Source organism: Fulvivirga marina, assembly GCF_016775155.1.
Taxonomy (GTDB): Bacteria; Bacteroidota; Bacteroidia; order Cytophagales; family Cyclobacteriaceae; genus Fulvivirga; species Fulvivirga marina.
In genome coordinates this window covers 151,155-174,652 of record NZ_JAEUGD010000053.1, presented here as the reverse complement: position 1 = coordinate 174,652, position 23,498 = coordinate 151,155, and the positions used below count along the sequence as shown (strand labels likewise).

Below are 23,498 nucleotides of genomic sequence, written 5' to 3'. Positions count from 1 at the left end.
TTCAACTCAATGCTTCTGTTATATTTTCCATTACCTCGTCCCAATAGTTTTTCATTTCCTTTCTCTGAGTTTTATCTTGCAGCTTTTCCTGATGAAAGACTATAGTAGCACCATATTTAGCTTTTAATACACGAACCTGAAGTGTTGAGGTATTCTCCCATTCTTCTTTAGCCCACGACATACGAATGTGAGAAAAGGGTTTCATAACCCGCAACTCTCCTCTTATACCTTCTTGGGTCTCAAAAGGTTGTTTTAATTCCAAATCTCCAAATAAAGTGCCTAGCCAAAGTCTCAACCCTTCCTTGGAAAACATAAACTCCCACACATCTTCAACCGATAAGTCGAATGTCCTCCTCTTTCCAAATTGATAACCTACATCCTTAGTTAAACCTATATCTTTTACACTTTCCATAAATTCATTTTTTGGTTTTAATCTTTTTTTTGCCCCATAATAAACAGGTAGTCTCCTAAATCATTCTCAAATGATTCTATAACCTCTTTCACTTTTCCCGAAATCACATCATCTTTTAACTGTCTCAATCCTGCTTCTACTTCTACCGCATTGGCCAATGAAGAAAATGAAGAAATGCCCTGCCTGATAGCCGGATCAAAATAAAGGTCAGGGTTATCTTTACCACAATACAAAAACAGGTCTTGCAGGTCAGGCTTAACGCTGTACTTCTCACAACTTACCCAAGAGATACCTGCACTTTCCAGAGCAGATGTAACCTTGGACAAGGTTGGCATTTGATCTATAGAGCTTTTCATCATAACAGGGAAATAATGGTTTAACCAATATCCTTCCATTTGCTCAGGTGTTGAGGTAAATATTACTATTCTGCCAGATTTCCTGAGTACCCTGTTTATTTCAGAAAAACCTCTCTCAAGGTTGGGCCAGTGATGTATGGTAAGGGTTGCTACCGCTCCATGAACACTGGCATTTTCCAGCCCAGTATTTTCTGCCTCACCCCACAACCAGCTGATATCATTATTCGCTACACTGGCTATTTTCAACATCGTTTCCGAAGGATCGATACCGACCATACGCAATCCCGCCTGATGCAATCCGTGAGTATAGTTTCCTGTACCACATCCTATATCGAGGTACAAACCTGAGCTGTCAGGACTCAAATTTTCGTAAATTCTTTTCAATAGATATGTGTCGGCCCTTCGTGTACGATTATACCCTATTCCTATGGAATCATATTTTACTGACATTCAAGCAGGTTGGTTTTCTGAAAGAGTAAAAGAGTTTTTTGTTATCTTTAATTTACAATTTTCCTCTAACTAGAGGAAGTTAAACAATATAAAAATGGCTTTACGGCTGGTTGAAATCATACTTCCCGAATCGGAAAAAGAGAGCTTTAAAAAGATCCTTGAGAACGATGCGGTCATAGGCTTTTGGAAGGATACATCTGGTGAATCAGGAAGTCTCATCAAAGTACTCTTGCCGGTTGGAGAAACGGAAGCATTCCTTGATGACCTTGAAAAAGCATGCGGACATGCTGAGGGATTTCAAGCAGTAATTCTACCGGTAGAAGCTACCGTACCTCGCTATGAAACAAAAAAAGAAGACAAGTACACCTCTCCTGAAGAAAAAAAGAAGGCTGTTTTAAGGGTGAGCCGCGAGGAGTTGTTTTCAGACATTAAAGACAGCATGAAGTTTAGCTGGGTTTACATAGCTATGGTCATTTTATCTACTATCGTGGCCGCTAATGGTTTGATGCGGGATAATGTTACTATAGTAATAGGTGCCATGGTTATCGCTCCCTTGCTGGGACCTAATGTAGCCTTTGCCTTTGCAACTACCCTCGGGGACCTACAAATGGCACGGGATGCACTAAAAACCAATATCAGTGGTTTGCTCATTGCCCTGGCATTATCTATTGTCTTTGGCTATTTTATCAATTTCAATCAAAACAGCGCTGAGTTAGTGGCCAGAACCGAGATATCAATCTCTGATGTGGCCTTGGCGTTAGCTTCCGGAGTTGCCGGTGTTCTGGCTTTTACAAGTGGAGCTTCCAGTGCCCTGATCGGCGTAATGGTAGCTGTGGCACTCATGCCTCCACTGGTAACCATGGGATTATTCCTTGGCTCGGGGAACTACTCCCTGGCGCTTGGCGCCTGGTTGCTCTTGTTAACGAACGTCATATGCCTCAACCTCGCCGGGATTATTACTTTTCTGGCCCAGGGGATCAGGCCGAGAACTTATTGGGAAGCTGAGAGAGCCAACAGAGCCACGCGTACAGCTATTACGCTTTGGGCAGTTCTATTAATTATATTGATTGCTATAATTTATTATATGTGGGAGTGACAGGTGTCGATTAGCAGACGCAGAGTGCTCTTCGAGTCTTGAAAAGGACTCTGTATCATACTGAAAATCAAAAAACTAAGAGACAGAACGAACCAAACGCGTGCATGTATTTACTACAACTGCAAGTTCAAGTAAACTCCCGGGCCTTCACCTGTGTAGGAGGGCAACAAGGTCAACTTGCTTTCTTTTTCCTTTTTTTCTCCCCATCTGTCGAGCCATTTGGTCAGCTTATGTTTATGAGTAAGGTAAACCAGCTTAGTGCTTAAAATACCTATCCCTGCTCCTACCAGCACATCAGGAAGCCAATGATGATTGTTCACAACCCTGAGCGCACCTGTAGCCACGGCAAAAGAATAGCCTGCCACACTATACCAGGGACTTACCTCTTTGTATTCGTAGTGCATGAAAGTGGCGGTTGCAAAGGCTCTGGCAGTATGAGCCGATGGAAAAGAATAGCCTCCCCCTCCCGGTCGCGCCATATGAAACCCTCTCTTCATGACAGTAGTAATGGCATGCTGTAGTAATATAGCTTTGGAGAGTATGATCGTACGCTCTCCAAAATTATTTTCCCCCTTTATCCCTACAAGGTTAAGCCCATAGACCATAGCCACTGGGGCATACCGGAATTTATCTTCTATGTTGGTACGGATCATTTGTGGCTGTTCAAGAAACTCACTTTGAATACTGTATTTACTAATATCAGTATGTTGGTCTACAGACATGGTGGTAATTGCCGCAGCTGTGAGAAACATGGGAACAGCAGCGACTTTAAAGGATTTTCGTTGATGCCATTTAAGCGTGGTTTTCAAAGTGTCTTTTTGCCCGTAGACGGCAGATGAGATGAGAAGCAGAATAAAAAAAAGCTGCTCCTTTTTGATAGTTGATAGCATAAAAATCAGAAAACAGAGTATGAAAAATTATTTCAGGGTGAGAGAATGTAAAAGCAGCATTTCGGACAAATTATTGCAAAAACACATTCCATGCCCATTATGTAATTTAAGAAATAAAACCTGTTTTTACACTGATTTCCAGATAGAATCACTTTCTAAGTCCTTGCAACGCTGATTTTCACGATAAAAGGAATGTTTTCCCTGTTGAAGACCTAAAAAAGAAGGTTAGATACAAACAAGACGAAATCAAACGGATCAGGAACTCAAAGGGAAACTCAAGGTTGAGGCCAAGAGCTTCTAGAAAAGCTCTTGGTTTGTTTGTAGAAGGTCATAAAGTTTTAGGTGGAGGAAAGTCATACCATGACCAAATTGGTTTTCTTTTGCTCCGCAAGCACCTTGCCTGCCTGCACTATATGCCGCTGGTTATGATATATCACTACACGAAATGTATCTCCAAGCCTCAGTTTCAGCAGTTTAGTAATACTTATCGCTGTCTTTGTTTTGGTCAGGTCCTTTTGCCTTGCTTTATCGAGAAGCTCAAGTGTTTTCTTTTGCTGGCCAATAAACCGATCAAGCGTGGTGATATCCAGCTTGCTACCTATCGGATTTTTATCTTTAAAGGTTTTCATTTTGTTTAACTTCTCCTTCGGAAGCATTCCTTCTGCAAAGTAGTTGCCTATCATTCCGCTTTTAAAAGTCCCGGAAGGCCCATAATTACTTGCAGACATCCGCTGTGCAATTTCAGGCAGATAAAAGTCTCCATATAAGTTCAGGTGCTCTATGCACTCCAGTACACTCCAACTGTCAGCCCAACTTCGCCAGTTCAGTTCCCTTAAAGTAAGCCCTTTAAACCTTTCTGCTTCATTAAGGTTATGCCTTGTTCTTTCAATCAAATCGGCTATCAATTCCTCTGATGCTATCTTCATGGTGTTTTTTTTGATAAAGTTCTAAATCTGCCGATTGAAAAACATTGATTGAAATCAAGACTTTTTAATTCTTGAGAGTGTCTCGGGTGTCATTCTCAAATAAGATGCGATGTACTTGTGAGGAACTTCCTGAAATAACTGCGGGCTACGCTTTAAAACTCTTTCATACCGCTCCAGCGGCGAAGAGGTAAGCAGGTCCCGTTCTCTTTCCATCTGCTGATATACCATTTGTTCAAGTATGTCATGCCACAACTGAAGATTTTCTGCGTTGCTTTGCACAAACTCCATATACGTAGTTTTGGGGATCATTTTAAGCTCAGTCTTCTTGAGGGCCTGAATATAAAAGTCGGAAGGTTTTCCGGTAATAAAAGAATCTAATGCAGCAATGATCGATCCCTGGTAGCCAAAGCGTATGGTGTGCTCTTCAAACTCATCTATTACATAAACCCTTAATGTACCGGATACTACATAATACAGTCTGGTATCTGTGCTTCCGCGAACTTTCAGGTGTTCATTACGGCTAAGTTCAGGGTAGTCTTCCCAAAGGCCTGCGGTGTCAATCTTGTCATGCAAATGGCTGATCAGGTTCATAAGGCAATCTCCTTTAACAATGATGAATCAATGCCTAAAGATAAGATTCAGGTTGTAATAAAAAGACTCGTACGCCAGAGCTTCAAACTTGGAATCCCAAGAGCGATACATAGAGGTCAGTGTTGGAGAAGGCTTGCCATTGATCCCGTGACCTTCACATATCCTCATGGCTCTTTTCATATGCAAGGGGTCAGACACGATCAGGGCAGTCTCTAAGTGATGGCTATCCATTAATTCCTTTGCATTTTTCAGGTTCTCAAATGTAATCTCTGATTTCTCTTCGATATATACACGCGAAGAGGGCACACCGTGCTCTATAGCATATAGCTTTGCTGCTTTGCTATCCGACATGCTCTGTCCCCTTCCATAACCACCTGTAAAAATTATACATTGCACTTTGCCAGCTTCGTACAGACGGATTGCATGATTGGCCCGTTCTCTAAAAACCGGAGATAATGTACCTTCATGGGTACCGGCACCCAACACTATCGCGACATCAGATGCTTCCTCAAAATATTTTTTTGAGTATTGATGAATACGGAAAGTATTAAAAAGATACCAGGCTATAAACAGAGATACTCCTATAAGCACATACCTTTTCATGGACGATTTAGTCTGATGACTATAGTTGAATATACGTTAGTCTTAGAAAAAGGGCCCCTATCTTTTCCACCATACAGGAGCCGGAATTTCCGAATCCAGCACAATAGCCTGCCCTATTTTAGGTGTTGCCACTTTTACCTTTAGTTCCACGGCTTTCTTCAATGCCCTTTCAACCGGTTCATCCCAGGGGTGCAGCGATAATTTAAAAGCTCCCCAGTGAATCGGCATCATCACTTTACCCCCTAAATCGATATTGGCCTGCACAGTTTCTTCAGGCATCATGTGTATTTCTGGCCATTGTTCATTGTATTGCCCACATTCCAACATGGTAAAATCAAATGGCCCGTATTTTTCACCAATGAGCTTAAAGCTGTCATCATATCCGGAGTCACCCCCAAAGAATATACTGTTCTGTTTCCCTTGTACTACCCATGAGCACCACAACGTACTGAAACGATCAAAAAGGCCTCTTCCCGAAAAGTGACGTGCCGGCGTAGACACCAACTTAATACCGTCAAGATCAGCCTCCTGCCACCAATCGAACTCTGTTATTTTTTCTTCATCAACTCCCCAAAGCTTCAAATGAGCGGCTATACCCAGGGGAACGTAAAACTTGTCCACCTTGTCTTTTAGCGCTACGATAGACCCATAGTCAAGGTGGTCATAATGGTCATGAGAGATCAAAACCGCATCAAGGTGTGGCAACTGCTCTATAGGCATCGGTAGCGTATCGTTAAACCTGCTGGCACCCAACCAGGGGTGCGGTGAAGGCACGCTTCCAAGCATAGGGTCAAGAAATATCTTTTTCCCGTCCATCTCCAGAAGCACTGCAGAATGTCCAAACCAGGTCAACCTGGTCAGAGAGTCAGAGTGATCATCAAAATATTGTGAAGTTATCTTTACTACCGGTATGGACCAATCGGGCGACTTACCTTCATTGGTAAAATAGGAAGGTATGGTGCTATAGCTCATGCTCTTCATCACCACCGTTTCTTCAACATTATGAAACCTCCCATCTTTATAGTTAGGTGAACTTTTAAGCCTCCCCGCATTAGTACCTGTACTTTTAGCTCCGAATTGCGGAGATAAGTTTATGAACAACACACCTACAATCAGTATAACACCAATAATAGATACAATAATCAGCAATGTCATTTTAAGTATTTTCTTCATTTAAATTTATCCGGCTCCTCCAGCGTTAGCCATTAACTCCTCAGAATATAAATTCTAAAACGGTTTTTCATCTCTTCCGTTACAACTAAAAACCTGAGCTATAAGTTTAGCACTTTTTAAGCAAAACCACTTTATCACCAACTTTATCTAAACTTAAAAATTTCATAATCATCATCCTTTGAAAAAGTTAAGACTAACTGCAAATTTTGCTTCGAAGTACAAGGTCATGACCAGAGAAGACGAACTAATACTTTTTAAAAGGATTCTTATTGGTGTCAAAAGAGCACTTGACATGCTCTTTAGAAGCTATTATTCCTCCCTCTGCAACTTTTCCCATCCCATTGTAAAAAATACAGATCTCGTCGAAGAACTCGTTGCAGACATTTTTTTTATACTCTGGCGTGACTGCAAACATCCGGATATAAAGAAAGACCACAAGGCTTATCTTTTTAACAAAACCGCTAGAAATGATCCGAAAAGGGCAAAAATCGGTAGGAATACCGGCAGGGAATTTAATCCACTAATGCTCTTCAGTTGATGTTTTCTCAGCGAAAAATTTCTTAGCTCTTTTCACAAACTCTTCTTTATATTCTCCCTCATGCACCCCATGAGAAACATTAGGTAATATCCAAAGGTCTGACTCCGGAAGATGCTTCCTCACTCTTAAAACTTCCTCCAGTGGCATCCCTGCATCATCATCACCCAGCATGATCAAAGTTCTGATAGATATATTTTGTAATTGCTCATCACTCAACCTCACTGTGTAGTTATTAAACTGCTCCAATATAGCACGAATCTGCTCTTCACTATTATGATGAAACCTTATCCATTCAAATTGGGCTATATTTTCATAAGCAAAGTATTCCTGCCATTCAGGGTGGTTATTAACATCCCATGAACCTAAAGAACCTATAACAATCATAGACTCAATAGCCTGGGGATTGATCAACGCCAATTGGTAGAGTACATCACCTCCATAGCTAAAACCTATAGCTTTAACCCGCTCCAACTCTAAATGGGCAAACAAGGCATTAAGGTCTTCTCCCACTGAGGGGATGGACAGCTCACTTTTAAAAGCATCTGACTTTCCATGACCGGTAAGATCTACCAAATAGACCTTAAAATTGCTTTCAAAGTCGGAAATATACGATTTCCATGCCTTGGAAGACGATGTATAGCCATGAAGTAAAATCAGGGGTTCTCCCTCTCCATAAACCTCATAATAGATATTCTTTCCATTAACCCTAACTGCCTCTGATTTGGCAGGGGTTTGGGTAAAACCGTAATTTGTCATTAGTAATAAATAAGATTAATGTTTTTTTCATTTGATTTTTTTAAACTACTGATCAGTTTAACAATATTCTGGGGAGCAAATTGCAGATAAGAGGTGTAAAATATCTCAGGTACTACACTATCCTTTTTATTGGCCAGAAAAGGTGAGATAAACTCTCACAAACCTTGATTTAGATGGAAGAATTGAATACCGTGGACTACAAAAATGTATGAATAGCCCGAGATAAGTCACCCTAATAGCTGTTTATCAGTGGCTCTTTTGCAATTATCAAATCTCACCGCATGAACTTGGTTGTTACGAGCTAATCAATAGGAAATACTTCAAACTCGGTATAATCAGTCCATTGATCAATCCATAATTTAAAAAGCGACTCATCATTGGTTTCCATCAACTGAAAGCATATGCTTTCTTTTTCATTTACCCACGAGTTGAGGTAGTGCAAACCTTCAGGAAGCATTCTTCCCTTTCTATTAAACCTTTCATAAACTTTATCGAAGCATCCGGGCTTGAACCTTTCAACCACCATGTATTTCTTCATATTAGCTTTTCAGTATTGTGTAAGTCACACATGTCTTAAACATGAGGGTAAATATAGTATACAAATAAATGGCTACTTCTTAACTTAATTCAAGAAAGATGATGCGATCAAAACTTTTGATGTACATTTAAAATACTTGCGGGCGACATGCTTAAGTCATTTCTTTTTGCTGCTCTTGGCAAATGGATTAAAGTCAATAGACTTTTGGACCCAATATTCCAAATCCTCTTCCATGTCAAAGCCTTCCTGATCTACAAACACATATCCTTTCATAGGACGCCCGGTAAAATCCATGGGTCTGCACCCATTCCTTTTAAGAGCTTCTGCTTCAGCTGCCGGCCCTATACGTGCCATCAATCGATCCTTGCCCGACTGCTTATCGGTATCCAGCCCTAAACACATCTTGTCATTCATGAGAAAACAACACCCTCCCATCATCTTCTTTTCTTCAACAACAATATGTTTTTCACGGAATACGCGCTGAATGCGCTCAGCTAAATGCTCATTGTATGCCATGGTATTGGAGGTTTGATTTAAATACAATATACCTAAAATAACACATATTCGAACGTTTCATCGCATAGCTACCCGCTATCAGCCATCTTTAGCGGTTCCTCTTTCAATTCTGATATTGAAATGGTTCCACAATTCACGATGAAACGCCTCCTCCCCCTTCAGCACAGCCTCAGTCACTTCCTCTCCCTCTTTGATTTTCAACAGGTCTCCCGTTAAGGTTATTCTTCCATTTTCTGTAGGCTTGGAAATCAATCTCTTTTGTGTAAAATGTGACTCCGGGCTGGTTTGATGATATTGGCACATTTCTGCAAACTCGTCAAACTCTCTTTGCTGGTTTTTGAAAATATACTGCGGAGTAACTGCCTTATCAATGACCTTACCGACACGGAACCAATTCTCATCCAGCATATCGATCACGAAATCACCTCTTTCATCCTGCTGGATCGTATCAAGCTCAACCTTTAGTGGCCCAAAAGTAAACTCTCCAAAACCAACGTCTACCAAATATTCCTGCGCATCAATTTCAACAATGATGACCAAATGATCATATTCTTTAGAGTAGCCCTTTTTGCTGTCAAACACTCGAGCTGAAATACGTTTGGTCTGATACCCCAATGCCTCTAGTAGTTCATAAAAAAGCCCGTTAAGCTCATAGCAAAAACCTCCGCGTTTATTGACTACCACCTTTTGGTAAATCCGCTCAATATCCAACCGGATATAATTACCAAAGTGTATATCAAGATTTTCGAAGGGTATGTTTAACAGGTGAGCTTTTTGCAAGTCTTTCAGCACTTCAAAGGTGAGTATTAACTCTGCTTTGTAGCCGATTCTGCTCAGGTATAAGTCTTTATTCATCATTGCAATAAGAAGGTAAACAATTACTCAAGTTTACGAGAGTACCTGCAATTAGTTCACTTCTGTTTATTTATCACACCACACCATCCTTGTAGACATTGGGATTAAATTTTTCCATGTACACTTCTGGCCGGTTCAATGGTTCGAATCCATATTTTTTATAAAGCCAGGGTGCTGTATCTGTAAGCAGTATCCAACGTCTTAATCCTTGTAGATCAGGGCATTCCATTATGAATTGCATTAGCCATTTACTGAGTCCCAGCCCACGATATTCCTTCAGCACAAATACATCACCCAGATATGCGATTGTTGAAAAATCAGAAATGACACGTGCAAAACCTATCAGCTTATGGTGTTCGTAGATACCAATCGCAAGGGAGTTTTCTATGGAAAGTTTTACTCTTTCCATGGAGATACCCAGACACCAACCCGACTCGCGGGAAAGGAAATTGTGAATAACGTCTATATCTAACCTATCTTTATCAGTGGAGATGGTGAATTCACCTTTTTTGCTTTCATGAATTGTCATGACAGTGTTAAACGTCAGGAGATGGCCGAAGTTTAGAAAAACACCAACCATCTGCCTTAGAGAGGCAAAATTATTATCTATCAGCCGGTTCGCTGATTCGCCTGATCCAACCACCAGGCGAATAATATTTAACGTAGGTCAGTCATCAAACTTCCCTAAAAGCTTCCACATCCACTCACGCATCTGTCTTAGTTCCTCTACCGGCATATCAATAGCTTCAAGCAAATTGGCAGGAATATCTTCAGCCTGAGCCTTTAGCTCCTGACCTTTTTCTGTAAGTTCGATGTGAACGGTTCTTTCATCGTCCTTCGAGCGCTCCTTAGCCACCATACCCTTATCTCTTAGTTTTTTCAGTAACGGTGTAAGGGTGTTAGTGTTAAGGTAGAGCCGTTTCCCTAATTGACTAACCGTGAGCCTTTGCTCCTCCCACAGCACCAGCATTACAAGATACTGTGGGTAGGTCAGCCCCAGTTTATCTAACCAAGGTTGATACAGACGTGTCACCATCCGTGATGTTGCATATATAGGGAAACACAATTGCTCTTTTAAAAGCAAATGACTTTTTTCTTTCATTAAACCTTCAATAGTTTTTTGATATCCTTTTCGATTTTTTCTGGTTTAGTGGTTGGAGCATATCTTTTAAAAGGTTTACCCTCGGGGGTTACCAAAAATTTGGTGAAATTCCACTTGATCCTGCTTCCTAACAATCCTCCAAGCTCATCTTTAAGGTACGAAAAAACCGGATGGGTATTATTGCCATTAACATCCACCTTTTCAGTGAGCTGAAAAGTAACACCAAAATTGATCCTGCAACTCTCTTCTATTGTATCATTGGTTTCGGGCTCCTGATCCATGAACTGGTTACAAGGAAAGCCCAATACCACCAGCCCCTGATCTTTATATTTCTGATGCAAGGCTTCCAGACCATCAAACTGAGGGGCCAGACCACATTTAGTGGCAGTATTGACGACCAGTACGGCTTTACCTTTCAAATCACCCATTTCAATGTTTTTCCCTTGTGGAGTCTTTACACTCAAATCATAAAATTTCATAAGCACTTATTTTAGTCTCTTAAGATTATATCGCACACGATAAATTTAACATTAAAATTTCTTTGTGCAAAATACTTACTGCTATTAGCCGCATAAATGAAATAAAAAATAATTATTCTTTACATCAATCGGTCGCTTTGATTGTAACCATTAAAGACTGGCAACAGCTTTAGAATAGCTAAAACCAAGTTCCGCTCAGCCATCTCTTTGGCAATTACCAGCCGCTTGGACTGTAAGTGAATCAAGTTGGCTGTTATTCTGTCCAGTCTATTCATTTATGCCTGAATTGGACATTAAATTTAGGGGAAAGCCAATAATATTAATGTCAGGGCAGCTTAAATTCAGGGTTATAAATAATCCCTACAACGTTATCCCAGGGATCCTTTACAGCTCCCACAACGATCTCACCTCCAACATTGTGCGGTTTTTCACAATGCTTAGCGCCAAGGTCAATAAACCGCTGATATTCCTTCTCTACATCGCTTACTCCCCAATAGGTCATTACACTTTCCGCTTTGGTCTCCGGCGCTTTTTCCTCCGGGATCAGTCCCAGTTCATAACCGGCAATATTGAACCCCACATAAAAAGACTCATTGAAGTAAGGAGTAACCTGAAAAGCTTTGGTATACCATGCTGTAGCTGCTTTCAAATCACTTACACGATAAAACAGGTCCGCAGACCTAAAAATGGGTGTAACATATCTTCTTGTTTTTATGGTGAATAAATAAGCTCTGACACAAAAATGTCACAATATAAGCTCTTCTACCTATAAGATAGTTTAAGAAAATGATCGCGATGATCAACCTTGTGCTATTTTCTTTCTGATGACACTCAAAAATTCGGGGGTAACACCAATATATGAGGCAATCTGTACATTAGAGATGCGTTGATATAAGTAGGAATATTTTTGAAGAAAGTACAGATAGCGATCCTCGACCGTAGAGCTTATGGCGTGTAAAAAGGCATTTTTGCTGTTCTACAAAGGCGTCTTCCATAATAATCCTGAAATTTCTGTCAAAAACAGGGAAACTGTCATAAAGCTCAAACAGGTCAGTTTTCCCTACCTGTAAAAATTTTCAAAGATTTCATGGCCTGTATATTAAGTGCCTCGGCTGCTGTCTCTTGTAAAGGCCAGTAATTAAAAAACTATGGATCAACGGATCGTACATATAACCGGACTCCATTTAAGTGACAAGACTACCTTAAAGTTAGGAATCCATCAGTTCCTTCAATCTTCCTGCTAGACGATCTTTTTCTCAAAGCAAATGCTGTTCTCTACACCTGCATATTGCCCGTAGTTAGGAGTAACCTGGTATCCGTTCTTTTTATACAGACCGATTGCCTCGGGCTGCTTCTTGCCCGTTTCCAAAACACAACGCATGCACCCAAGCTCCTTTGCCCACTGTTCGAGTTCAGCCAATACTTGTACTGCTATACCCCTACCCCGCATTTTAGGTGCCACAAACATTCTTTTTACCTCCACGCCATCATCCCCATAGGGTTTGATGGCTCCGCAGCCTACCGGAACATCATTTTCATAAGCCACCACTACGTTTTTTATATTATCAATCTTATTGAATTGGTCGTAGAAGGCATGATCCTCCCCGTCTCTTACTTTAAGATCGGCATCCAGCAATTTGACCAGAGTTACAAAATCGACATTATCAGAGTCTGTTCTTCTAAGTATCATTTGTCAGTATTTTTATTCACCTCATAAATAAGTTCTGTGACCCCTGAGGAGTATGCTTTGTGCTCTTTAAGAAGAAGGTGTCGCTCCGCAGGCTTCCCTTCAAAAAGTTCTATACCACCAGAAATAACAATGGGCATAACAAATAATCGAATTTCATCAATAAGATCAGCATCAAAAAGCAGCGTATTGATCTGCCCTCCTCCTATCAGCCAAATATCACTTCCATTTTGCTGCTTTAGATTTTTAACAAACTCCGTATGGTCTTCTGACACGAACTCTACATGTTCTGTATTAGAAAGCTCTTTTTTTCTAGTGAATACATAATTTTTCTTACCAGCATAAGGAAAGTCAATACCCCAGTTGATAATCTGATCATAAGTTTTATATCCCATGATCGTAGTATCTATGCCCTTATAAAAATCATAGTATCCGTAATCGCTCTTTTCAGGGTTTGGAACAGCATCCAGCCAGTCAACGGCACCATCGTTTTTTGCTATTTTACCATTTAAGCTGGTGGCTATATAGAGGGTCAGTTTTCTCATAAAATTGGGCTTAAAAATTAAATTAACGGCTCCTCGGCAATTAAGTTAGACTATTGTTGCAATTTGATATTTTGCTGATCAAAATGGCCAAACAGGTTCAGAATTCAAAGCAAACAACCCATTTGATCTGCTGTTTTACTATCAAATAAAACAACTAAAATCAATGTCAGCAGAGCAATGCATATCAAAGCATAATTCTCCCTACTCAGTGGCTTTTGATGTAATAGGCTTCAAAATATTTTTTGTCAATGTTTATATGATTGGCGAGCCAATAAATGGGGGTGACTGGATACTAATTGATGCCGGACTACCGGGATCGGCCGACCGTATCAGAAAAGAAGCAGAAAAGGTATTTGGGTCCAATAACAAACCCCGAGCTATTGTACGCACGCATGGACATTTTGATCATGTAGGCGCTTTACCTAAACTGCTCAGTTACTGGGATGTGCCTGTTTATGCCCACCCTCTTGAAATGCCCTACTTAAGAGGCAAATCACATTACCCTCCTCCTCTTCGCCATAAGGATGTTACTGTATCGTACCTCCTCGCAAAGACGGTACAGTGCAGTAACTCAGCGGGATTGAAAATGGATCAACAGTTGACCTAGTGAATTAACAACTAGCCACACGCTCCACATCTTTGCTTTCACCAGCAACCTGGTGACCCCATGCTGATATAGCATCAAGAACCGGAATCAATGTTTTACCAAAATCGGTAAGTTCATATTCAACCTTTAACGGAGGTTTCTTAGTGTACACTCTCCTGGAGATCAGTCCATCATCTTCAAGCTGCTTAAGCTGTAGACTCAGGGTTCTTTCTGTTATGGTTGGAATGTCTTTCCTCAGTTCATTATACCTTTTGGAACGACATTTTAGGTGAATAAGAATTACGGATTTCCATTTGCCTCCGATAAACTTCATTGTAAGACTTGTACTACAAGGGTAAATTTTATCTTCAATCTTATACATTGATAATCAGTTATTTGAACTAACATGTCAGTTACTATCCATTTTGACCGTTATTGCAAATATACAATGCTATATTTAGTTTTGCTACTATAAAAAGTATAGTTTAAATCAAAATACAAATGAACTTCAAAGATTTAGCAAAAAACCGCTACACAACTAAGAAATATGATGCTACAAAAAAGATTCCTGAAGCTGAAGTAAACCAACTAAAGGAAATTCTGAATCTTAGTCCTTCTTCAATAAACAGCCAGCCCTGGAAATTTACCTTTGTATCCAGCCAGGAGGTAAAAAACCAACTTGCTGATGTTTCCTACTTTAATGACGCAAAGGTAAAAGAGGCCAGTCATGTGGTTGTTTTTAGTGTGCTCGACAGTGTTAAGCTATTTGAAGAGCAAATTCACAAAAACTTACCTGAGGGGCCAATAAGCTATTACAATCAGTTCCTCAAACCAAAATCCGATGATGAAATAAAAGCATGGATGTCTCACCAGGTATATCTGGCACTAGGGTTCTTTTTGAGCGCTTGTGCTTCTATGGGCATTGACTCAACACCTATGGAAGGTATAAAGAGTGAAGGGTATGCTTCGATTTTAGGACTTGAAAATTACAAACCCCTCTTCTCCGTCTCCATTGGTTATAGAGATACTGAAGATGCCAACCAGCCTTCTAAAAAGCCTAAATCAAGGTTAGCACTGGAAGAGGTGGTTGTAGAACTTTAATATGATCCGCTTTTTTTGATGTAACAATGGTCCCTGATGCTGGTTGAAATTTTACCTTAAGCTTCAGTGTCAGAGGCTCATTGTTTTTTTAATATAGTCAATTGTCTATGCCATTCGAAGAGGGCTCTCTGCACTATCTGAAGAAGGAACTTAATATGTTTATCCCTCAAGTTGTTAAACAATCGTTCACTTCAACCTTTCCAAAACACCTTTTCTATTAACAATATTTTTGTAGTCCCACTGAACGTCCCTTGCCTTGCCAATCCATCGGCTCAGGTCTTCTTTGTTAATTTCTGATACCGAAGTATAACGGACCGCAGCCGCTTTGAATTTGCCCTCGTTTTGCAAATCATCTTCTCCAAAGGATTGTCCGCTCCAGAATAATAGCCGAATGCAGCCTTTCAATTTGCTGTATCCAACAATTGGATTTCCCTCTAAAAACCAAACAGGATGGGCGTGCCATATCTTACTTTCTGCCTCTGGCAAACTTCGGTTGATCTCTTCAAATAAAACCTGACAGACCTCAATGTCCTCTTCTGATTGTGAATTGTTATATAATTGAATATCACTCATGGGTATTATTTTTTGTTACAATTTTCTCTGAAGGGCTTCTTCATTCAAAATATCAAGTTTTCTTCCCCAGAGTCCACTTAAGAAGTCAGGCAGTCAAACCCATCTCGAAAACACACATTCCAATATAAATAAACTTTTGGGTAGTGTTCCACTACCATTATTATTTACCTTTTTGAATACGTTTACAACATTACCACCGATATGCTAAAAAGGCGCGGTGCAATAGCGACAATAAGCAGGGGACATTGCGACATACAAGAAACAAGGGCAAATGCTCGAAACAGCCGTTAGAAATTCATAAAACTCACGATCTAATTTATCCGGCTATTTCAGTGTATCAATCTCAACACTTTCAATAATAAAAGTCCCTATAACTTCTTAATCTTTTTTGTCTTTCAAATTAAAATTTCGCCAAATATGTCCTAAAAAATTGCCACTCAAATAAATTGTGAGAAGTACAGGAAACTTCTCTCTACCGTTAGCGTTCATTTGCTCTGTCCACCGACAGCAAAACATAATAAAACCCAAGTCGGCAGAAATAAATCCTATGAAGACCATATTTAAAATTCATACCGGCCTGTTAGTTTTGGCTGGTATGTTCGCATGCAATGAAGATGACTCATTGGTGGATACGCCTCAGGGTAGTCCTGAGACTGCCGTAACAGTAAAATTTTCGAAAGATATAACCGCTGATGAAGGATCTGGCACTGTTGATATTAAAGTATTGCTGGATAAGGAAGCCACAAGATCAGGTACTATCTACCTATCAGTTCCTGCTGGAATAGAAAAATATTTGCAAACCAAAACAGTAGATGGTAAGATATTGCTCCTTCTGACGAAAGGTCAGCTGGTTTCTCAGTTCAGCATGACAATAGTTGATGACAATGTTCACTCCGGCAACTTATCACATACTTTTCAAATTGTAGAAGCTACGGAAGGGTTTGTAATTGGTGATAAAAATCAAATCACAATTAGTATCAATGATAATGATTCCGAGCCTTCCGATCCTGCTGAGTTAGTGGGGTTACCAAAATCTTATGAGACCTTTGCAGGGAGTTGGCGGTCGAAGAAAACTTACGAATATAGCTCCGCAGGCCAGGTTAGTAAGGTGTATTGGGAGACAGAAACTCCGGCTTTGCGCTCAGGAACTGAAACCTACTATTACAATACCAATAATCAAATTGTAAGGGTAAGCAGCACCCTGGGTTTTGACACTTATTTCTACTACGAAAACGATAGGGTTACGCGGTCTGAGAAAGTGGAAAATCAGATGATAGAAGCATATAGCTTATACGATTATGACCCTGCCGGTCATTTAGGAGGTATGGTGACCTACCACCTACAGGAAAACGGCAAGTATTCTGAAGGGCTAACTCATATCTACCTTTTTTATGATAACAAAAACCTCTATAAACATCAGGTATACACTAAAGATGCTCATTCCGAGGATTACATACTGCTTTCCACCAAGACTTACGACAGCTACATCATGACCCATGACAACCCTTTCCCTATGACAGAGGTTATCCCTGGTGTGAAAATGCAGCCTAACTTACCAACCATTTACAGGATCGAAGAAGGTGGAGTGGACATTTCATATTCTATGAGTTATAAATTTCACCCTGATGGGTATGTAACGGAAAGGACAACAACTTCCTCAAGCGGAGGAGAAATAACCTATTATGAATGGCATTGATAACATTTCAAGTGTTGTAGCGCTTTACGACACTTGAATTATTGTAATTAGTTATAATATCACCCCTCAACACTTTTAGAGTTCATAGCTCTTACCGCACGCTCTATTCCTGCGGGTGTCAACGGAAACATCGGCACTAACTGCTTCATCACCTGAATGGTATAGGTGTGTGGCCAGTATTTCAGGGGTTCGGGGTTGAGCCAAACACTTTTCTTAAATTTATGAGCGATAGCCTTTAAACTGTGTATGCTAACGGAGTTCAACTCGTAAGGTGCCATGGCGGCATCACCAATAAAAAAGACTCTGTATGATTTATCGTGCATCAAAAGCCTATCAACGGTTATGGATTTGGACCTTCGCTCATCGGTGTACACCCGATCGTAAATGGTGTTATGGAAATAGTAAACCTCCAGATCATGGGCAAAACGAGTTTTCATCTTCCTGAAAAGGTTTTGTACACTTCTGACATAGGGTGCCATGGAGTAGCCTCCATTATCTATAAGTACAATGACTTTCAGTTCTTCATTTTTCTCACTGGATAGCTCCGGAATAAATAAGCCCCCCCGCTTTAACCCTGACTTAATGGTTTGAGGAATATCAAGCTTTTCAATGGCACTTTCTTCGATCACTCCTTTGATAGAAGCTAGTGCAGCATCCACGTTGTCATCATTGAGTAGAGTATCTCGGTCGATCGGGAAATAGTTTTTATCACCCATTACCTTTCTAGCCATTCTGCCTCCACCTTGCCCGCCAACTCGTATTCCATTTTTAGCTGCTCCACCGTGACCATAAGGCGAAATACCACCTGTGCCGATCCAATGGCTACCTCCCTGATGGCGGGTCCTTTGTTGTTCCCTTACTTTTTCCATCCTTTCCAGTAATTCCTCCAGCGATAGATCAGAATAATCAGCCATTTTATCCAATACACGTTCTGCTGGTTCAGTATCATCATCCAGAGGATCACTATCCGCCTGATCAGGGTTGTCCTTATCCCAAATCTCCTTACCGGATATTACTTCTTTGATATCGTAGCTTGTAAGGTGTACCTGATCCAAAAATGTATTGACCAGTTCCTGATCAGTCAGGTCACGGTCAGCCTCATCCAGAAACTGCGTCCTCCACTTAGCAAAAGTTTCTGACCTTAGAATGGCGTCTTCCAGTGTTTGCCCCGGTTTAATGGGTATATAAAGAAAATACTCGTAGTAGGCTTTGGTAAATGGACCAATATCTGCCGGTTCTTTAACTACAATTCCCTTTAAGACATTGTAAATGTCACCCAAAGTCTTGATCAACCCTTTCTGCATGGCTTTGCGAAGCAAAAGCAATGTTCGCACATCAGCTTTCAGGCCATGGGATCGGAATTTTTCAGGTAGGGAACTTAGCATATCTTCTTTAGTTTAATCCTCCAAAAGTAGCATTATCAGCTCCTAGCATGCGGCTGACCCTCTCCATATCGGTTTGCGTCTTGATCAAGGCTCCTATTCCCTCAAGTCCTTCTATTTTCTTTACAGCTTCCTTAGGAGCAATGTCACCCATATATTTCAGCCAGTTGAGTATTTCACGCGTGGTAGGGGCTCGCTCCAAACCTAGCCTTCTAAGATGATAAAACACATCTAGTGCTACGCTCACCACTTTTTCATCAATGGTGGGATGGTGCTTCTCTATAATTTTAGCCATCACATCCTTATCAGGAAAGTCGATGTAATGGTAAATACATCTTCCTTTAAATGCAGTGGGTAACTCTTGTTCCCTATTGGAAGTGATTATAATAGCTGGCATTTCTTTTTCAGAAATCTCAATCACTTCACCCGACTCAGGCATAATAAACTTACGGTGACTCAGCGCATAAAGCAAGTCATTAGGAAATTCTCTAGGCGCCTTGTCTATCTCGTCAATTAGCAATACGGAATTAGGCTTACTATAAGCAATCGCAGCCGGCCCTTTTGCCACATAGTCACCAAGAGACTCAGGGTTCCGGTCACCAGTGGTCAGTTTACTGGCTAACCCCTTTTCTTCCCGTTGAGCATTAAGAATTTCTATTTGCGAATCTCGCAGATACTTCACATGATCAAAGCGAGCCACAAATTGCTCTATGTTACTTTTTGACCCTACGGGATATACCTCCAGATCCAGTCCGCGGTCTTTTGCATAGTGAATCGGAAGGTCCGTTTTACCTGTACCAGGTTCCCCTTCTATCAATAGTGGCATACCCAGTACCCGCGCCATATGGAAGGCCTGTGCCAGTGCCGAGTCGCATAAATATTTGTCTGATCCTGTCCAGTAAGATGTTTCTGCCATAGTTATGTTAAACTGCTTGCTGAGTTTTTAGTTCATTTTTACATAGCAAATATCCGATTGTTTATGAGAAGTGCAAGATATTTAGGAGTTGCATAGTTACGATTGAACAGAAATAAAGCAATCTTTTTATTGGGAATGAATCCAATAAAAATTATTAAAACCACCATCCAGATCGTGACAGTGTCATAAAACCCTACATAATATATTATTAGCGTGAAGCTTTTACCAACTACTTTTAAGTATATCAGGTTTACCTGTTGGTCATCAGCCTCCCTTTAATTAGAGATAAGGTCATTAAACCAATTCCTACCCCCATCAAGATTCCATACTCAAAATCAGCTAGACCTGCATAGTGACCAATCACCTGGGCCATAGCAAAAACAAAAAGTCCAACAACTAGTAAGGTCAGGGTTCTTCTTTTCATCATACTTTTATTTTTATTATGCTTACTCCCTTTAAGATAAAAAGTCTACTATTGATTAGCCTTTTAATAATGCTTAATGGGTTGGTAATTCCTCCAATGGACATGATCACAATTAAATACCCACCCGTCATACTGAAAACAAAAACTTTCCAAAATAAAAAGCCCTTCACTTGGTAAAACACCAAACAAAGGACTCCTGACTTTCTTATACCAGGTCGACTTTTACACAACCTTTGGTTTTATTTTCAATCCACTACAAACTTGAAACCTCCACTGATCATACCTGAGGTCAGGCCTGTGTTTCTTTCATAATAGAGGTATTTCAGGTCAATACTCTTCAGGCCGAACTTACCTAGATGGAATGAAGTAAAAATATCTGTATAGCTTATACCAAAACCATAGGCGTTGGCATTGAACTTAGAAAGGTCGTAATCTGAAGTATAAAACTCCTCAGTGGACAAGTGCTGTTCATAACCTGCAAAGTAGTCTGCCGCCGTCTGGTTATAATAGCGATATGATGGATAAAGCGTAAACTTATCTGTAATCTTTACTGGCAGCTCAACACTCATGGTATTAGACGTTATACCCCAATCGTCAGTATAGTAGCGGTAGTAAGTTCGCAGAACAAACATCTGATTGATATAGTAGTTCAACCGTCCTCCTACCGCCACTTTAAATCGGTTATCGGGCAGACGCTCCACATCATCAGCCAGTTGAAAATCTTGTATAAAAGAATCCTCTACATCACTGAAGTAAACGCGCTGAAACGGCGTAGATAACAGTCCCTGCTGTCTTACCAGATCAAGTGCAAGTGATCCCTGAAGGTTTCTACTTAGTATCTGAGAGAAACCAAAACCAATGGCATATGAATTCCTTGTTTCACTGTCATGTTTGGTAAATGATGGGGCATAATCAGGGTTACCTGTTATGGTATATTGTTTAAAAAGGCCATCATTCAAACCTGCCCGGCCATCTTCAAAAGACCTGAGTTCGATTGGGTAGAGTGCATTCCAAGTATCCAGATAAATATTAGCAGTAACACTCACTTCGGTATTTTTCTCATTAAACAACATGGCATAGCTACCACCAACTCCAAAAGAGAGGTAGTCAAATTCTGAAGCTACAGAAGTTTTGGCCGTCCATATTTTGTTTCTGTCATCGGAGCTATGGCTATAGCTGACATTAAGGTTCACCCAGGTATCTCCTGATGATGCTCCCGAGGAAGCCTGAAATTCATCTGCATCGCTTGAATCGTCAAAAGGGTTGATGTTACTGGAAGAAGCTGAAGTATATGCAGAAATACCGGCATCAACAGTCAATACATCATCATCATTTAAAGGTAATGACACGACTATGGTTGGCGTAAAATCAGTCAGTTTCTCTGTACCTCTACCACCACTCACAGCAGCATTATCTCCGTCCTGAGCATAATAGCTTGTTAAAAAATCGACTTCCGTGCTTTCAAGAACACGTTTTTTATAAACTGTTGTAGAATCCTGCTCCTGGGCTAGTGTTGCAACAGCAATAAACAAAAGGGGTAATATTAAAAAGCTCTTCATAGTCATTTTTTAATTACATCCACATCCTCCACCTGTCTTTCCTCCATTGGCACCAGCTGCAGCCTCACGGTAGGACTGAAAGTTAGTTTCAAACCGATCTACTTTTTTGGTAGACAAGGCCATATCCGGATCATTAATATTGATCTTATCATATTCTTTTACGGCTACGCAGGAACTCATTGAGAATGCTCCTATCACCGCTGCTATTATTATTTTTTTTGCGTTCATTTTTCTAATTCAACATTTTCAGATGTATGTATACTTCCTTTATCGTCAATCAGTATGCATTCCACACCAGGTAACTGATTTACCCGATCTACCCCTGTTTTAATTCCCATAACAAATATTGAGGTAGCCAGTGCGTCGGCAAGCTCTGCTTTCGGAGCAAACACCGTAGCACTGATAATGCCGGTTGCCGGATAGCCGGTACGTGGGTCAATAATATGGGCGTAGCGCACACCATTAAAAGTCACATATTTTTCATAATCTCCTGAGGTAACCACTGCCCCATTTTTGACTGGCAGCAGAGCAAATACCTTATTTTTATTCAGTGGGTTAACCAAAGCCACTTTCCAGTCCATACCACCAGGCTGGCTTCCCCATACAGACATATCGCCTGAGGCATTAATTATGCCTGCTTCAACTCCTTTTGCAATTAGCAGTTCCTTAGCTTTATCTGCCGCATAGCCTTTGCCTATTGCTCCAAACCCTATCTTCATACCGCTCAGTTTTAGAAAAACCGAACTATTCTCCTTATCCAACACAATGTTACCATACCCTACCTTATCCACTGAAGATTCAATGGCCTTTTCATCTGGCATGGACGTCATGCTACCGTCAAACTTCCAAATTTTATCCATGGATGCGTAACTGATATCGAATGCCCCATCAGTTAGCCGGGACAGCCCTTGTGCTCGTTCGATAAGATTAAAAAGTTCACGACCCACTTTAACAGGCTTAATACCTGCATTCCTGTTCACCTCGGAAGTCTGGCTGGTCGGATCCCAGGAGGAGATCAGTTTTTCAATCCTCTCGATCTCATTTACCGCCATATCGATATAGGCATTCCCCTCAATGGAGTCTTCCGCTACAACAGTAATATCAAAGCGACTCCCCATAAGTTTGAGGGTACGCTGCCAAGCCTGCTGTGAGTGGGCAGTAATTGATGTAAGAAGTAAAAAGCCTAAAAACAGGGAGGTTTTCAAAATCTACTTTGCAAAAGAGTCCAATAAACTGATGTATTCTTTAGGAGTCATTTTTTTGTATCCGGTTTCTCCAAGGACTGCACCGTTCTCATCCAACACCACAACAAAAGGGAAATAGCCGTTTTTGTTATATTTTTCAGCAAGTTTCCTGTTATGCTGCTGCTGCTCCTCAGGCAGTGCATTTTGCTTTTTCCTAGGAAAATCTGCTTGCAACATCACATAATGATCTTTTGCATAAGCCTGAAACTCTTCGGTGCTCCATACTTCCTTATCGAGTTTTATGCATGGCGCACACCAATCAGACCCTTGAAAAACCAGAACGATATTACGATCTTCTTTCTCGGCAGCAGCTTTTGCTCCTTCAAAGTCTGTTTGCCATTCCTGAGCGTTAGCAGAAATCACTGCAAACAAAATAATAGTGGTTACGATTAGTATTTTTCTCATTTTTAAAGTTTTCAGCCATAACGCAAATCCCCTGGGTTTAGTTGGTTGGAAAATGACATTATTATGATCTTTTTAATTTAAAGTGAGTCTCAAAACCTC

At 40.6% G+C, this 23,498-nt stretch carries 32 protein-coding genes; 5 read left to right on the top strand and 27 right to left on the bottom strand.

Annotated elements, in window-relative coordinates; translation table 11 throughout:
• Position 1 precedes the first annotated feature (1 nt).
• Positions 2-412 (bottom strand): SRPBCC domain-containing protein, encoded by a 411-nt coding sequence (locus JMN32_RS15780; protein WP_202857317.1) that lies wholly within the window; start codon positions 410-412, stop codon positions 2-4.
• 17 nt (positions 413-429) lie between these two features.
• Positions 430-1,218: a class I SAM-dependent methyltransferase gene (locus JMN32_RS15775; RefSeq protein ID WP_202857316.1), complete on the bottom strand. Its 789-nt coding sequence runs from the start codon at positions 1,216-1,218 to the stop codon at positions 430-432.
• Between the two features lie 94 nt (positions 1,219-1,312).
• On the opposite strand from JMN32_RS15775, the gene JMN32_RS15770 reads away from it, so the two are divergent.
• Entirely contained in the window at positions 1,313-2,314 is a 1,002-nt protein-coding gene (locus tag JMN32_RS15770; RefSeq protein WP_202857315.1) for a TIGR00341 family protein, read from the top strand.
• A 113-nt stretch (positions 2,315-2,427) separates the two neighbouring features.
• On the opposite strand, the gene JMN32_RS15765 is transcribed toward JMN32_RS15770, so the two are convergent.
• From JMN32_RS15765 to JMN32_RS15745, 5 genes are all read right to left on the bottom strand, one after another.
• On the bottom strand, positions 2,428-3,204 hold the full coding sequence (locus tag JMN32_RS15765; RefSeq protein ID WP_202857314.1) for a phosphatase PAP2 family protein: 777 nt from the start codon (positions 3,202-3,204) through the stop codon (positions 2,428-2,430).
• A 353-nt stretch (positions 3,205-3,557) separates the two neighbouring features.
• Entirely contained in the window at positions 3,558-4,130 is a 573-nt protein-coding gene (locus JMN32_RS15760; protein ID WP_202857313.1) for a DinB family protein, read from the bottom strand.
• 54 nt (positions 4,131-4,184) lie between these two features.
• Entirely contained in the window at positions 4,185-4,721 is a 537-nt protein-coding gene (locus JMN32_RS15755) for a Crp/Fnr family transcriptional regulator (RefSeq protein ID WP_202857312.1), read from the bottom strand.
• A gap of 27 nt (positions 4,722-4,748) precedes the next feature.
• Positions 4,749-5,324 carry a YdcF family protein gene (locus tag JMN32_RS15750; protein ID WP_202857311.1) on the bottom strand — a complete coding sequence of 192 codons (576 nt, stop codon included), beginning with the start codon at positions 5,322-5,324 and terminating at the stop codon, positions 4,749-4,751.
• A 57-nt stretch (positions 5,325-5,381) separates the two neighbouring features.
• Positions 5,382-6,497 (bottom strand): MBL fold metallo-hydrolase, encoded by a 1,116-nt coding sequence (locus JMN32_RS15745; RefSeq protein WP_202857310.1) that lies wholly within the window; start codon positions 6,495-6,497, stop codon positions 5,382-5,384.
• Positions 6,498-6,675: 178 nt separating this feature from the next.
• Here JMN32_RS15745 and JMN32_RS15740 point away from each other — a divergent pair, with 178 nt between their 5' ends.
• On the top strand, positions 6,676-7,035 hold the full coding sequence (locus tag JMN32_RS15740; RefSeq protein ID WP_202857309.1) for an RNA polymerase sigma factor: 360 nt from the start codon (positions 6,676-6,678) through the stop codon (positions 7,033-7,035).
• Here the strand turns inward: JMN32_RS15740 and JMN32_RS15735 are convergent.
• From JMN32_RS15735 to JMN32_RS15685, 11 genes are all read right to left on the bottom strand, one after another.
• On the bottom strand, positions 7,018-7,791 hold the full coding sequence (locus JMN32_RS15735; protein WP_202857308.1) for an alpha/beta fold hydrolase: 774 nt from the start codon (positions 7,789-7,791) through the stop codon (positions 7,018-7,020). The genes JMN32_RS15740 and JMN32_RS15735 overlap by 18 nt on opposite strands.
• A 301-nt stretch (positions 7,792-8,092) precedes the next feature.
• Positions 8,093-8,329, bottom strand: a complete 237-nt coding sequence (locus JMN32_RS15730) for a DUF3303 domain-containing protein (protein WP_202857307.1) — start codon at positions 8,327-8,329, stop codon at positions 8,093-8,095.
• A 156-nt stretch (positions 8,330-8,485) separates the two neighbouring features.
• The gene (locus JMN32_RS15725; protein ID WP_202857306.1) at positions 8,486-8,845 is read right to left on the bottom strand and encodes a TfoX/Sxy family protein; all 360 of its coding nucleotides are present in this window, start codon (positions 8,843-8,845) and stop codon (positions 8,486-8,488) included.
• Positions 8,846-8,923: 78 nt separating this feature from the next.
• Positions 8,924-9,703, bottom strand: coding sequence for an arylamine N-acetyltransferase family protein (locus JMN32_RS15720; RefSeq protein WP_238354503.1), 780 nt, complete (start codon positions 9,701-9,703; stop codon positions 8,924-8,926).
• A 70-nt stretch (positions 9,704-9,773) separates the two neighbouring features.
• Complete coding sequence (locus tag JMN32_RS15715; protein WP_317191786.1) at positions 9,774-10,343, bottom strand: GNAT family N-acetyltransferase; 570 nt, start codon at positions 10,341-10,343, stop codon at positions 9,774-9,776.
• Positions 10,344-10,367: 24 nt separating this feature from the next.
• Positions 10,368-10,802 (bottom strand): MarR family winged helix-turn-helix transcriptional regulator, encoded by a 435-nt coding sequence (locus JMN32_RS15710; RefSeq protein WP_202857304.1) that lies wholly within the window; start codon positions 10,800-10,802, stop codon positions 10,368-10,370.
• Positions 10,802-11,281, bottom strand: coding sequence for a glutathione peroxidase (locus JMN32_RS15705; protein ID WP_202857303.1), 480 nt, complete (start codon positions 11,279-11,281; stop codon positions 10,802-10,804). The genes JMN32_RS15710 and JMN32_RS15705 overlap by 1 nt, the downstream gene beginning before the upstream one ends.
• Positions 11,282-11,400: 119 nt before the next feature.
• On the bottom strand, positions 11,401-11,556 hold the full coding sequence (locus JMN32_RS15700; RefSeq protein ID WP_202857302.1) for a hypothetical protein: 156 nt from the start codon (positions 11,554-11,556) through the stop codon (positions 11,401-11,403).
• 50 nt (positions 11,557-11,606) lie between these two features.
• Complete coding sequence (locus tag JMN32_RS15695; RefSeq protein WP_238354502.1) at positions 11,607-11,930, bottom strand: VOC family protein; 324 nt, start codon at positions 11,928-11,930, stop codon at positions 11,607-11,609.
• A gap of 591 nt (positions 11,931-12,521) precedes the next feature.
• A complete protein-coding gene (locus tag JMN32_RS15690; protein ID WP_202857301.1) occupies positions 12,522-12,971 on the bottom strand; it encodes a GNAT family N-acetyltransferase in 450 nt (149 codons plus the stop codon).
• Positions 12,968-13,513, bottom strand: a complete 546-nt coding sequence (locus JMN32_RS15685) for a dihydrofolate reductase family protein (RefSeq protein WP_202857300.1) — start codon at positions 13,511-13,513, stop codon at positions 12,968-12,970. The genes JMN32_RS15690 and JMN32_RS15685 overlap by 4 nt, the downstream gene beginning before the upstream one ends.
• A 163-nt stretch (positions 13,514-13,676) precedes the next feature.
• On the opposite strand from JMN32_RS15685, the gene JMN32_RS27540 reads away from it, so the two are divergent.
• Positions 13,677-14,120, top strand: a complete 444-nt coding sequence (locus tag JMN32_RS27540) for an MBL fold metallo-hydrolase (protein WP_202857299.1) — start codon at positions 13,677-13,679, stop codon at positions 14,118-14,120.
• A 4-nt stretch (positions 14,121-14,124) separates the two neighbouring features.
• On the opposite strand, the gene JMN32_RS15675 is transcribed toward JMN32_RS27540, so the two are convergent.
• Entirely contained in the window at positions 14,125-14,481 is a 357-nt protein-coding gene (locus JMN32_RS15675; protein ID WP_202857298.1) for a winged helix-turn-helix transcriptional regulator, read from the bottom strand.
• A gap of 119 nt (positions 14,482-14,600) precedes the next feature.
• Here JMN32_RS15675 and JMN32_RS15670 point away from each other — a divergent pair, with 119 nt between their 5' ends.
• Positions 14,601-15,200 (top strand): nitroreductase family protein, encoded by a 600-nt coding sequence (locus tag JMN32_RS15670; protein ID WP_202857297.1) that lies wholly within the window; start codon positions 14,601-14,603, stop codon positions 15,198-15,200.
• A gap of 186 nt (positions 15,201-15,386) precedes the next feature.
• Here the strand turns inward: JMN32_RS15670 and JMN32_RS15665 are convergent, their stop codons facing one another.
• A complete protein-coding gene (locus JMN32_RS15665; RefSeq protein WP_202857296.1) occupies positions 15,387-15,773 on the bottom strand; it encodes a DUF1801 domain-containing protein in 387 nt (128 codons plus the stop codon).
• A 547-nt stretch (positions 15,774-16,320) separates the two neighbouring features.
• Here JMN32_RS15665 and JMN32_RS15660 point away from each other — a divergent pair.
• Positions 16,321-17,469: a hypothetical protein gene (locus tag JMN32_RS15660; protein ID WP_202857295.1), complete on the top strand. Its 1,149-nt coding sequence runs from the start codon at positions 16,321-16,323 to the stop codon at positions 17,467-17,469.
• A gap of 59 nt (positions 17,470-17,528) precedes the next feature.
• On the opposite strand, the gene JMN32_RS15655 is transcribed toward JMN32_RS15660, so the two are convergent.
• The 7 genes from JMN32_RS15655 to JMN32_RS15625 all read right to left on the bottom strand — a co-directional run bounded on the left by JMN32_RS15655 (position 17,529) and on the right by JMN32_RS15625 (position 23,399).
• On the bottom strand, positions 17,529-18,854 hold the full coding sequence (locus JMN32_RS15655) for a hypothetical protein (RefSeq protein ID WP_202857294.1): 1,326 nt from the start codon (positions 18,852-18,854) through the stop codon (positions 17,529-17,531).
• A gap of 7 nt (positions 18,855-18,861) precedes the next feature.
• A complete protein-coding gene (locus JMN32_RS15650; RefSeq protein ID WP_238354501.1) occupies positions 18,862-19,767 on the bottom strand; it encodes an AAA family ATPase in 906 nt (301 codons plus the stop codon).
• Between the two features lie 250 nt (positions 19,768-20,017).
• Positions 20,018-20,194 carry a hypothetical protein gene (locus JMN32_RS15645; protein ID WP_202857293.1) on the bottom strand — a complete coding sequence of 59 codons (177 nt, stop codon included), beginning with the start codon at positions 20,192-20,194 and terminating at the stop codon, positions 20,018-20,020.
• A gap of 242 nt (positions 20,195-20,436) precedes the next feature.
• Positions 20,437-21,750: a DUF3570 domain-containing protein gene (locus JMN32_RS15640; RefSeq protein ID WP_238354500.1), complete on the bottom strand. Its 1,314-nt coding sequence runs from the start codon at positions 21,748-21,750 to the stop codon at positions 20,437-20,439.
• Positions 21,751-21,759: 9 nt separating this feature from the next.
• Positions 21,760-21,978 (bottom strand): DUF4266 domain-containing protein, encoded by a 219-nt coding sequence (locus tag JMN32_RS15635; RefSeq protein WP_202857291.1) that lies wholly within the window; start codon positions 21,976-21,978, stop codon positions 21,760-21,762.
• Positions 21,975-22,955 carry an FAD:protein FMN transferase gene (locus JMN32_RS15630; RefSeq protein WP_238354499.1) on the bottom strand — a complete coding sequence of 327 codons (981 nt, stop codon included), beginning with the start codon at positions 22,953-22,955 and terminating at the stop codon, positions 21,975-21,977. The genes JMN32_RS15635 and JMN32_RS15630 overlap by 4 nt, the downstream gene beginning before the upstream one ends.
• 3 nt (positions 22,956-22,958) lie before the next feature.
• Positions 22,959-23,399, bottom strand: coding sequence for a thioredoxin family protein (locus tag JMN32_RS15625; protein WP_202857290.1), 441 nt, complete (start codon positions 23,397-23,399; stop codon positions 22,959-22,961).
• Positions 23,400-23,498 lie beyond the last annotated feature (99 nt).

What these genes read in the sequence shown, in the direction of transcription:
- JMN32_RS15675 (WP_202857298.1), bottom strand. Translation starts at nt 14,481, where the DNA reads ATGTATAAGATTGAAGATAAAATTTACCCTTGTAGTACAAGTCTTACA.
- JMN32_RS15755 (WP_202857312.1), bottom strand. Translation starts at nt 4,721, where the DNA reads ATGAACCTGATCAGCCATTTGCATGACAAGATTGACACCGCAGGCCTT.
- JMN32_RS15645 (WP_202857293.1), bottom strand. Translation starts at nt 20,194, where the DNA reads ATGATGAAAAGAAGAACCCTGACCTTACTAGTTGTTGGACTTTTTGTT.
- JMN32_RS15625 (WP_202857290.1), bottom strand. Translation starts at nt 23,399, where the DNA reads ATGAGAAAAATACTAATCGTAACCACTATTATTTTGTTTGCAGTGATT.
- JMN32_RS15775 (WP_202857316.1), bottom strand. Translation starts at nt 1,218, where the DNA reads ATGTCAGTAAAATATGATTCCATAGGAATAGGGTATAATCGTACACGA.
- JMN32_RS15655 (WP_202857294.1), bottom strand. Translation starts at nt 18,854, where the DNA reads ATGCTAAGTTCCCTACCTGAAAAATTCCGATCCCATGGCCTGAAAGCT.
- JMN32_RS15705 (WP_202857303.1), bottom strand. Translation starts at nt 11,281, where the DNA reads ATGAAATTTTATGATTTGAGTGTAAAGACTCCACAAGGGAAAAACATT.
- JMN32_RS15750 (WP_202857311.1), bottom strand. Translation starts at nt 5,324, where the DNA reads ATGAAAAGGTATGTGCTTATAGGAGTATCTCTGTTTATAGCCTGGTAT.
- JMN32_RS15725 (WP_202857306.1), bottom strand. Translation starts at nt 8,845, where the DNA reads ATGGCATACAATGAGCATTTAGCTGAGCGCATTCAGCGCGTATTCCGT.
- JMN32_RS15685 (WP_202857300.1), bottom strand. Translation starts at nt 13,513, where the DNA reads ATGAGAAAACTGACCCTCTATATAGCCACCAGCTTAAATGGTAAAATA.
- JMN32_RS15700 (WP_202857302.1), bottom strand. Translation starts at nt 11,556, where the DNA reads ATGAATAGACTGGACAGAATAACAGCCAACTTGATTCACTTACAGTCC.
- JMN32_RS15665 (WP_202857296.1), bottom strand. Translation starts at nt 15,773, where the DNA reads ATGAGTGATATTCAATTATATAACAATTCACAATCAGAAGAGGACATT.
- JMN32_RS15735 (WP_202857308.1), bottom strand. Translation starts at nt 7,791, where the DNA reads ATGACAAATTACGGTTTTACCCAAACCCCTGCCAAATCAGAGGCAGTT.
- JMN32_RS15745 (WP_202857310.1), bottom strand. Translation starts at nt 6,497, where the DNA reads ATGAAGAAAATACTTAAAATGACATTGCTGATTATTGTATCTATTATT.
- JMN32_RS15635 (WP_202857291.1), bottom strand. Translation starts at nt 21,978, where the DNA reads ATGAACGCAAAAAAAATAATAATAGCAGCGGTGATAGGAGCATTCTCA.
- JMN32_RS15660 (WP_202857295.1), top strand. Translation starts at nt 16,321, where the DNA reads ATGAAGACCATATTTAAAATTCATACCGGCCTGTTAGTTTTGGCTGGT.
- JMN32_RS15720 (WP_238354503.1), bottom strand. Translation starts at nt 9,703, where the DNA reads ATGATGAATAAAGACTTATACCTGAGCAGAATCGGCTACAAAGCAGAG.
- JMN32_RS15760 (WP_202857313.1), bottom strand. Translation starts at nt 4,130, where the DNA reads ATGAAGATAGCATCAGAGGAATTGATAGCCGATTTGATTGAAAGAACA.
- JMN32_RS15670 (WP_202857297.1), top strand. Translation starts at nt 14,601, where the DNA reads ATGAACTTCAAAGATTTAGCAAAAAACCGCTACACAACTAAGAAATAT.
- JMN32_RS15640 (WP_238354500.1), bottom strand. Translation starts at nt 21,750, where the DNA reads ATGAAGAGCTTTTTAATATTACCCCTTTTGTTTATTGCTGTTGCAACA.
- JMN32_RS15770 (WP_202857315.1), top strand. Translation starts at nt 1,313, where the DNA reads ATGGCTTTACGGCTGGTTGAAATCATACTTCCCGAATCGGAAAAAGAG.
- JMN32_RS15780 (WP_202857317.1), bottom strand. Translation starts at nt 412, where the DNA reads ATGGAAAGTGTAAAAGATATAGGTTTAACTAAGGATGTAGGTTATCAA.
- JMN32_RS27540 (WP_202857299.1), top strand. Translation starts at nt 13,677, where the DNA reads ATGTCAGCAGAGCAATGCATATCAAAGCATAATTCTCCCTACTCAGTG.
- JMN32_RS15710 (WP_202857304.1), bottom strand. Translation starts at nt 10,802, where the DNA reads ATGAAAGAAAAAAGTCATTTGCTTTTAAAAGAGCAATTGTGTTTCCCT.
- JMN32_RS15650 (WP_238354501.1), bottom strand. Translation starts at nt 19,767, where the DNA reads ATGGCAGAAACATCTTACTGGACAGGATCAGACAAATATTTATGCGAC.
- JMN32_RS15690 (WP_202857301.1), bottom strand. Translation starts at nt 12,971, where the DNA reads ATGATACTTAGAAGAACAGACTCTGATAATGTCGATTTTGTAACTCTG.
- JMN32_RS15730 (WP_202857307.1), bottom strand. Translation starts at nt 8,329, where the DNA reads ATGAAGAAATACATGGTGGTTGAAAGGTTCAAGCCCGGATGCTTCGAT.
- JMN32_RS15765 (WP_202857314.1), bottom strand. Translation starts at nt 3,204, where the DNA reads ATGCTATCAACTATCAAAAAGGAGCAGCTTTTTTTTATTCTGCTTCTC.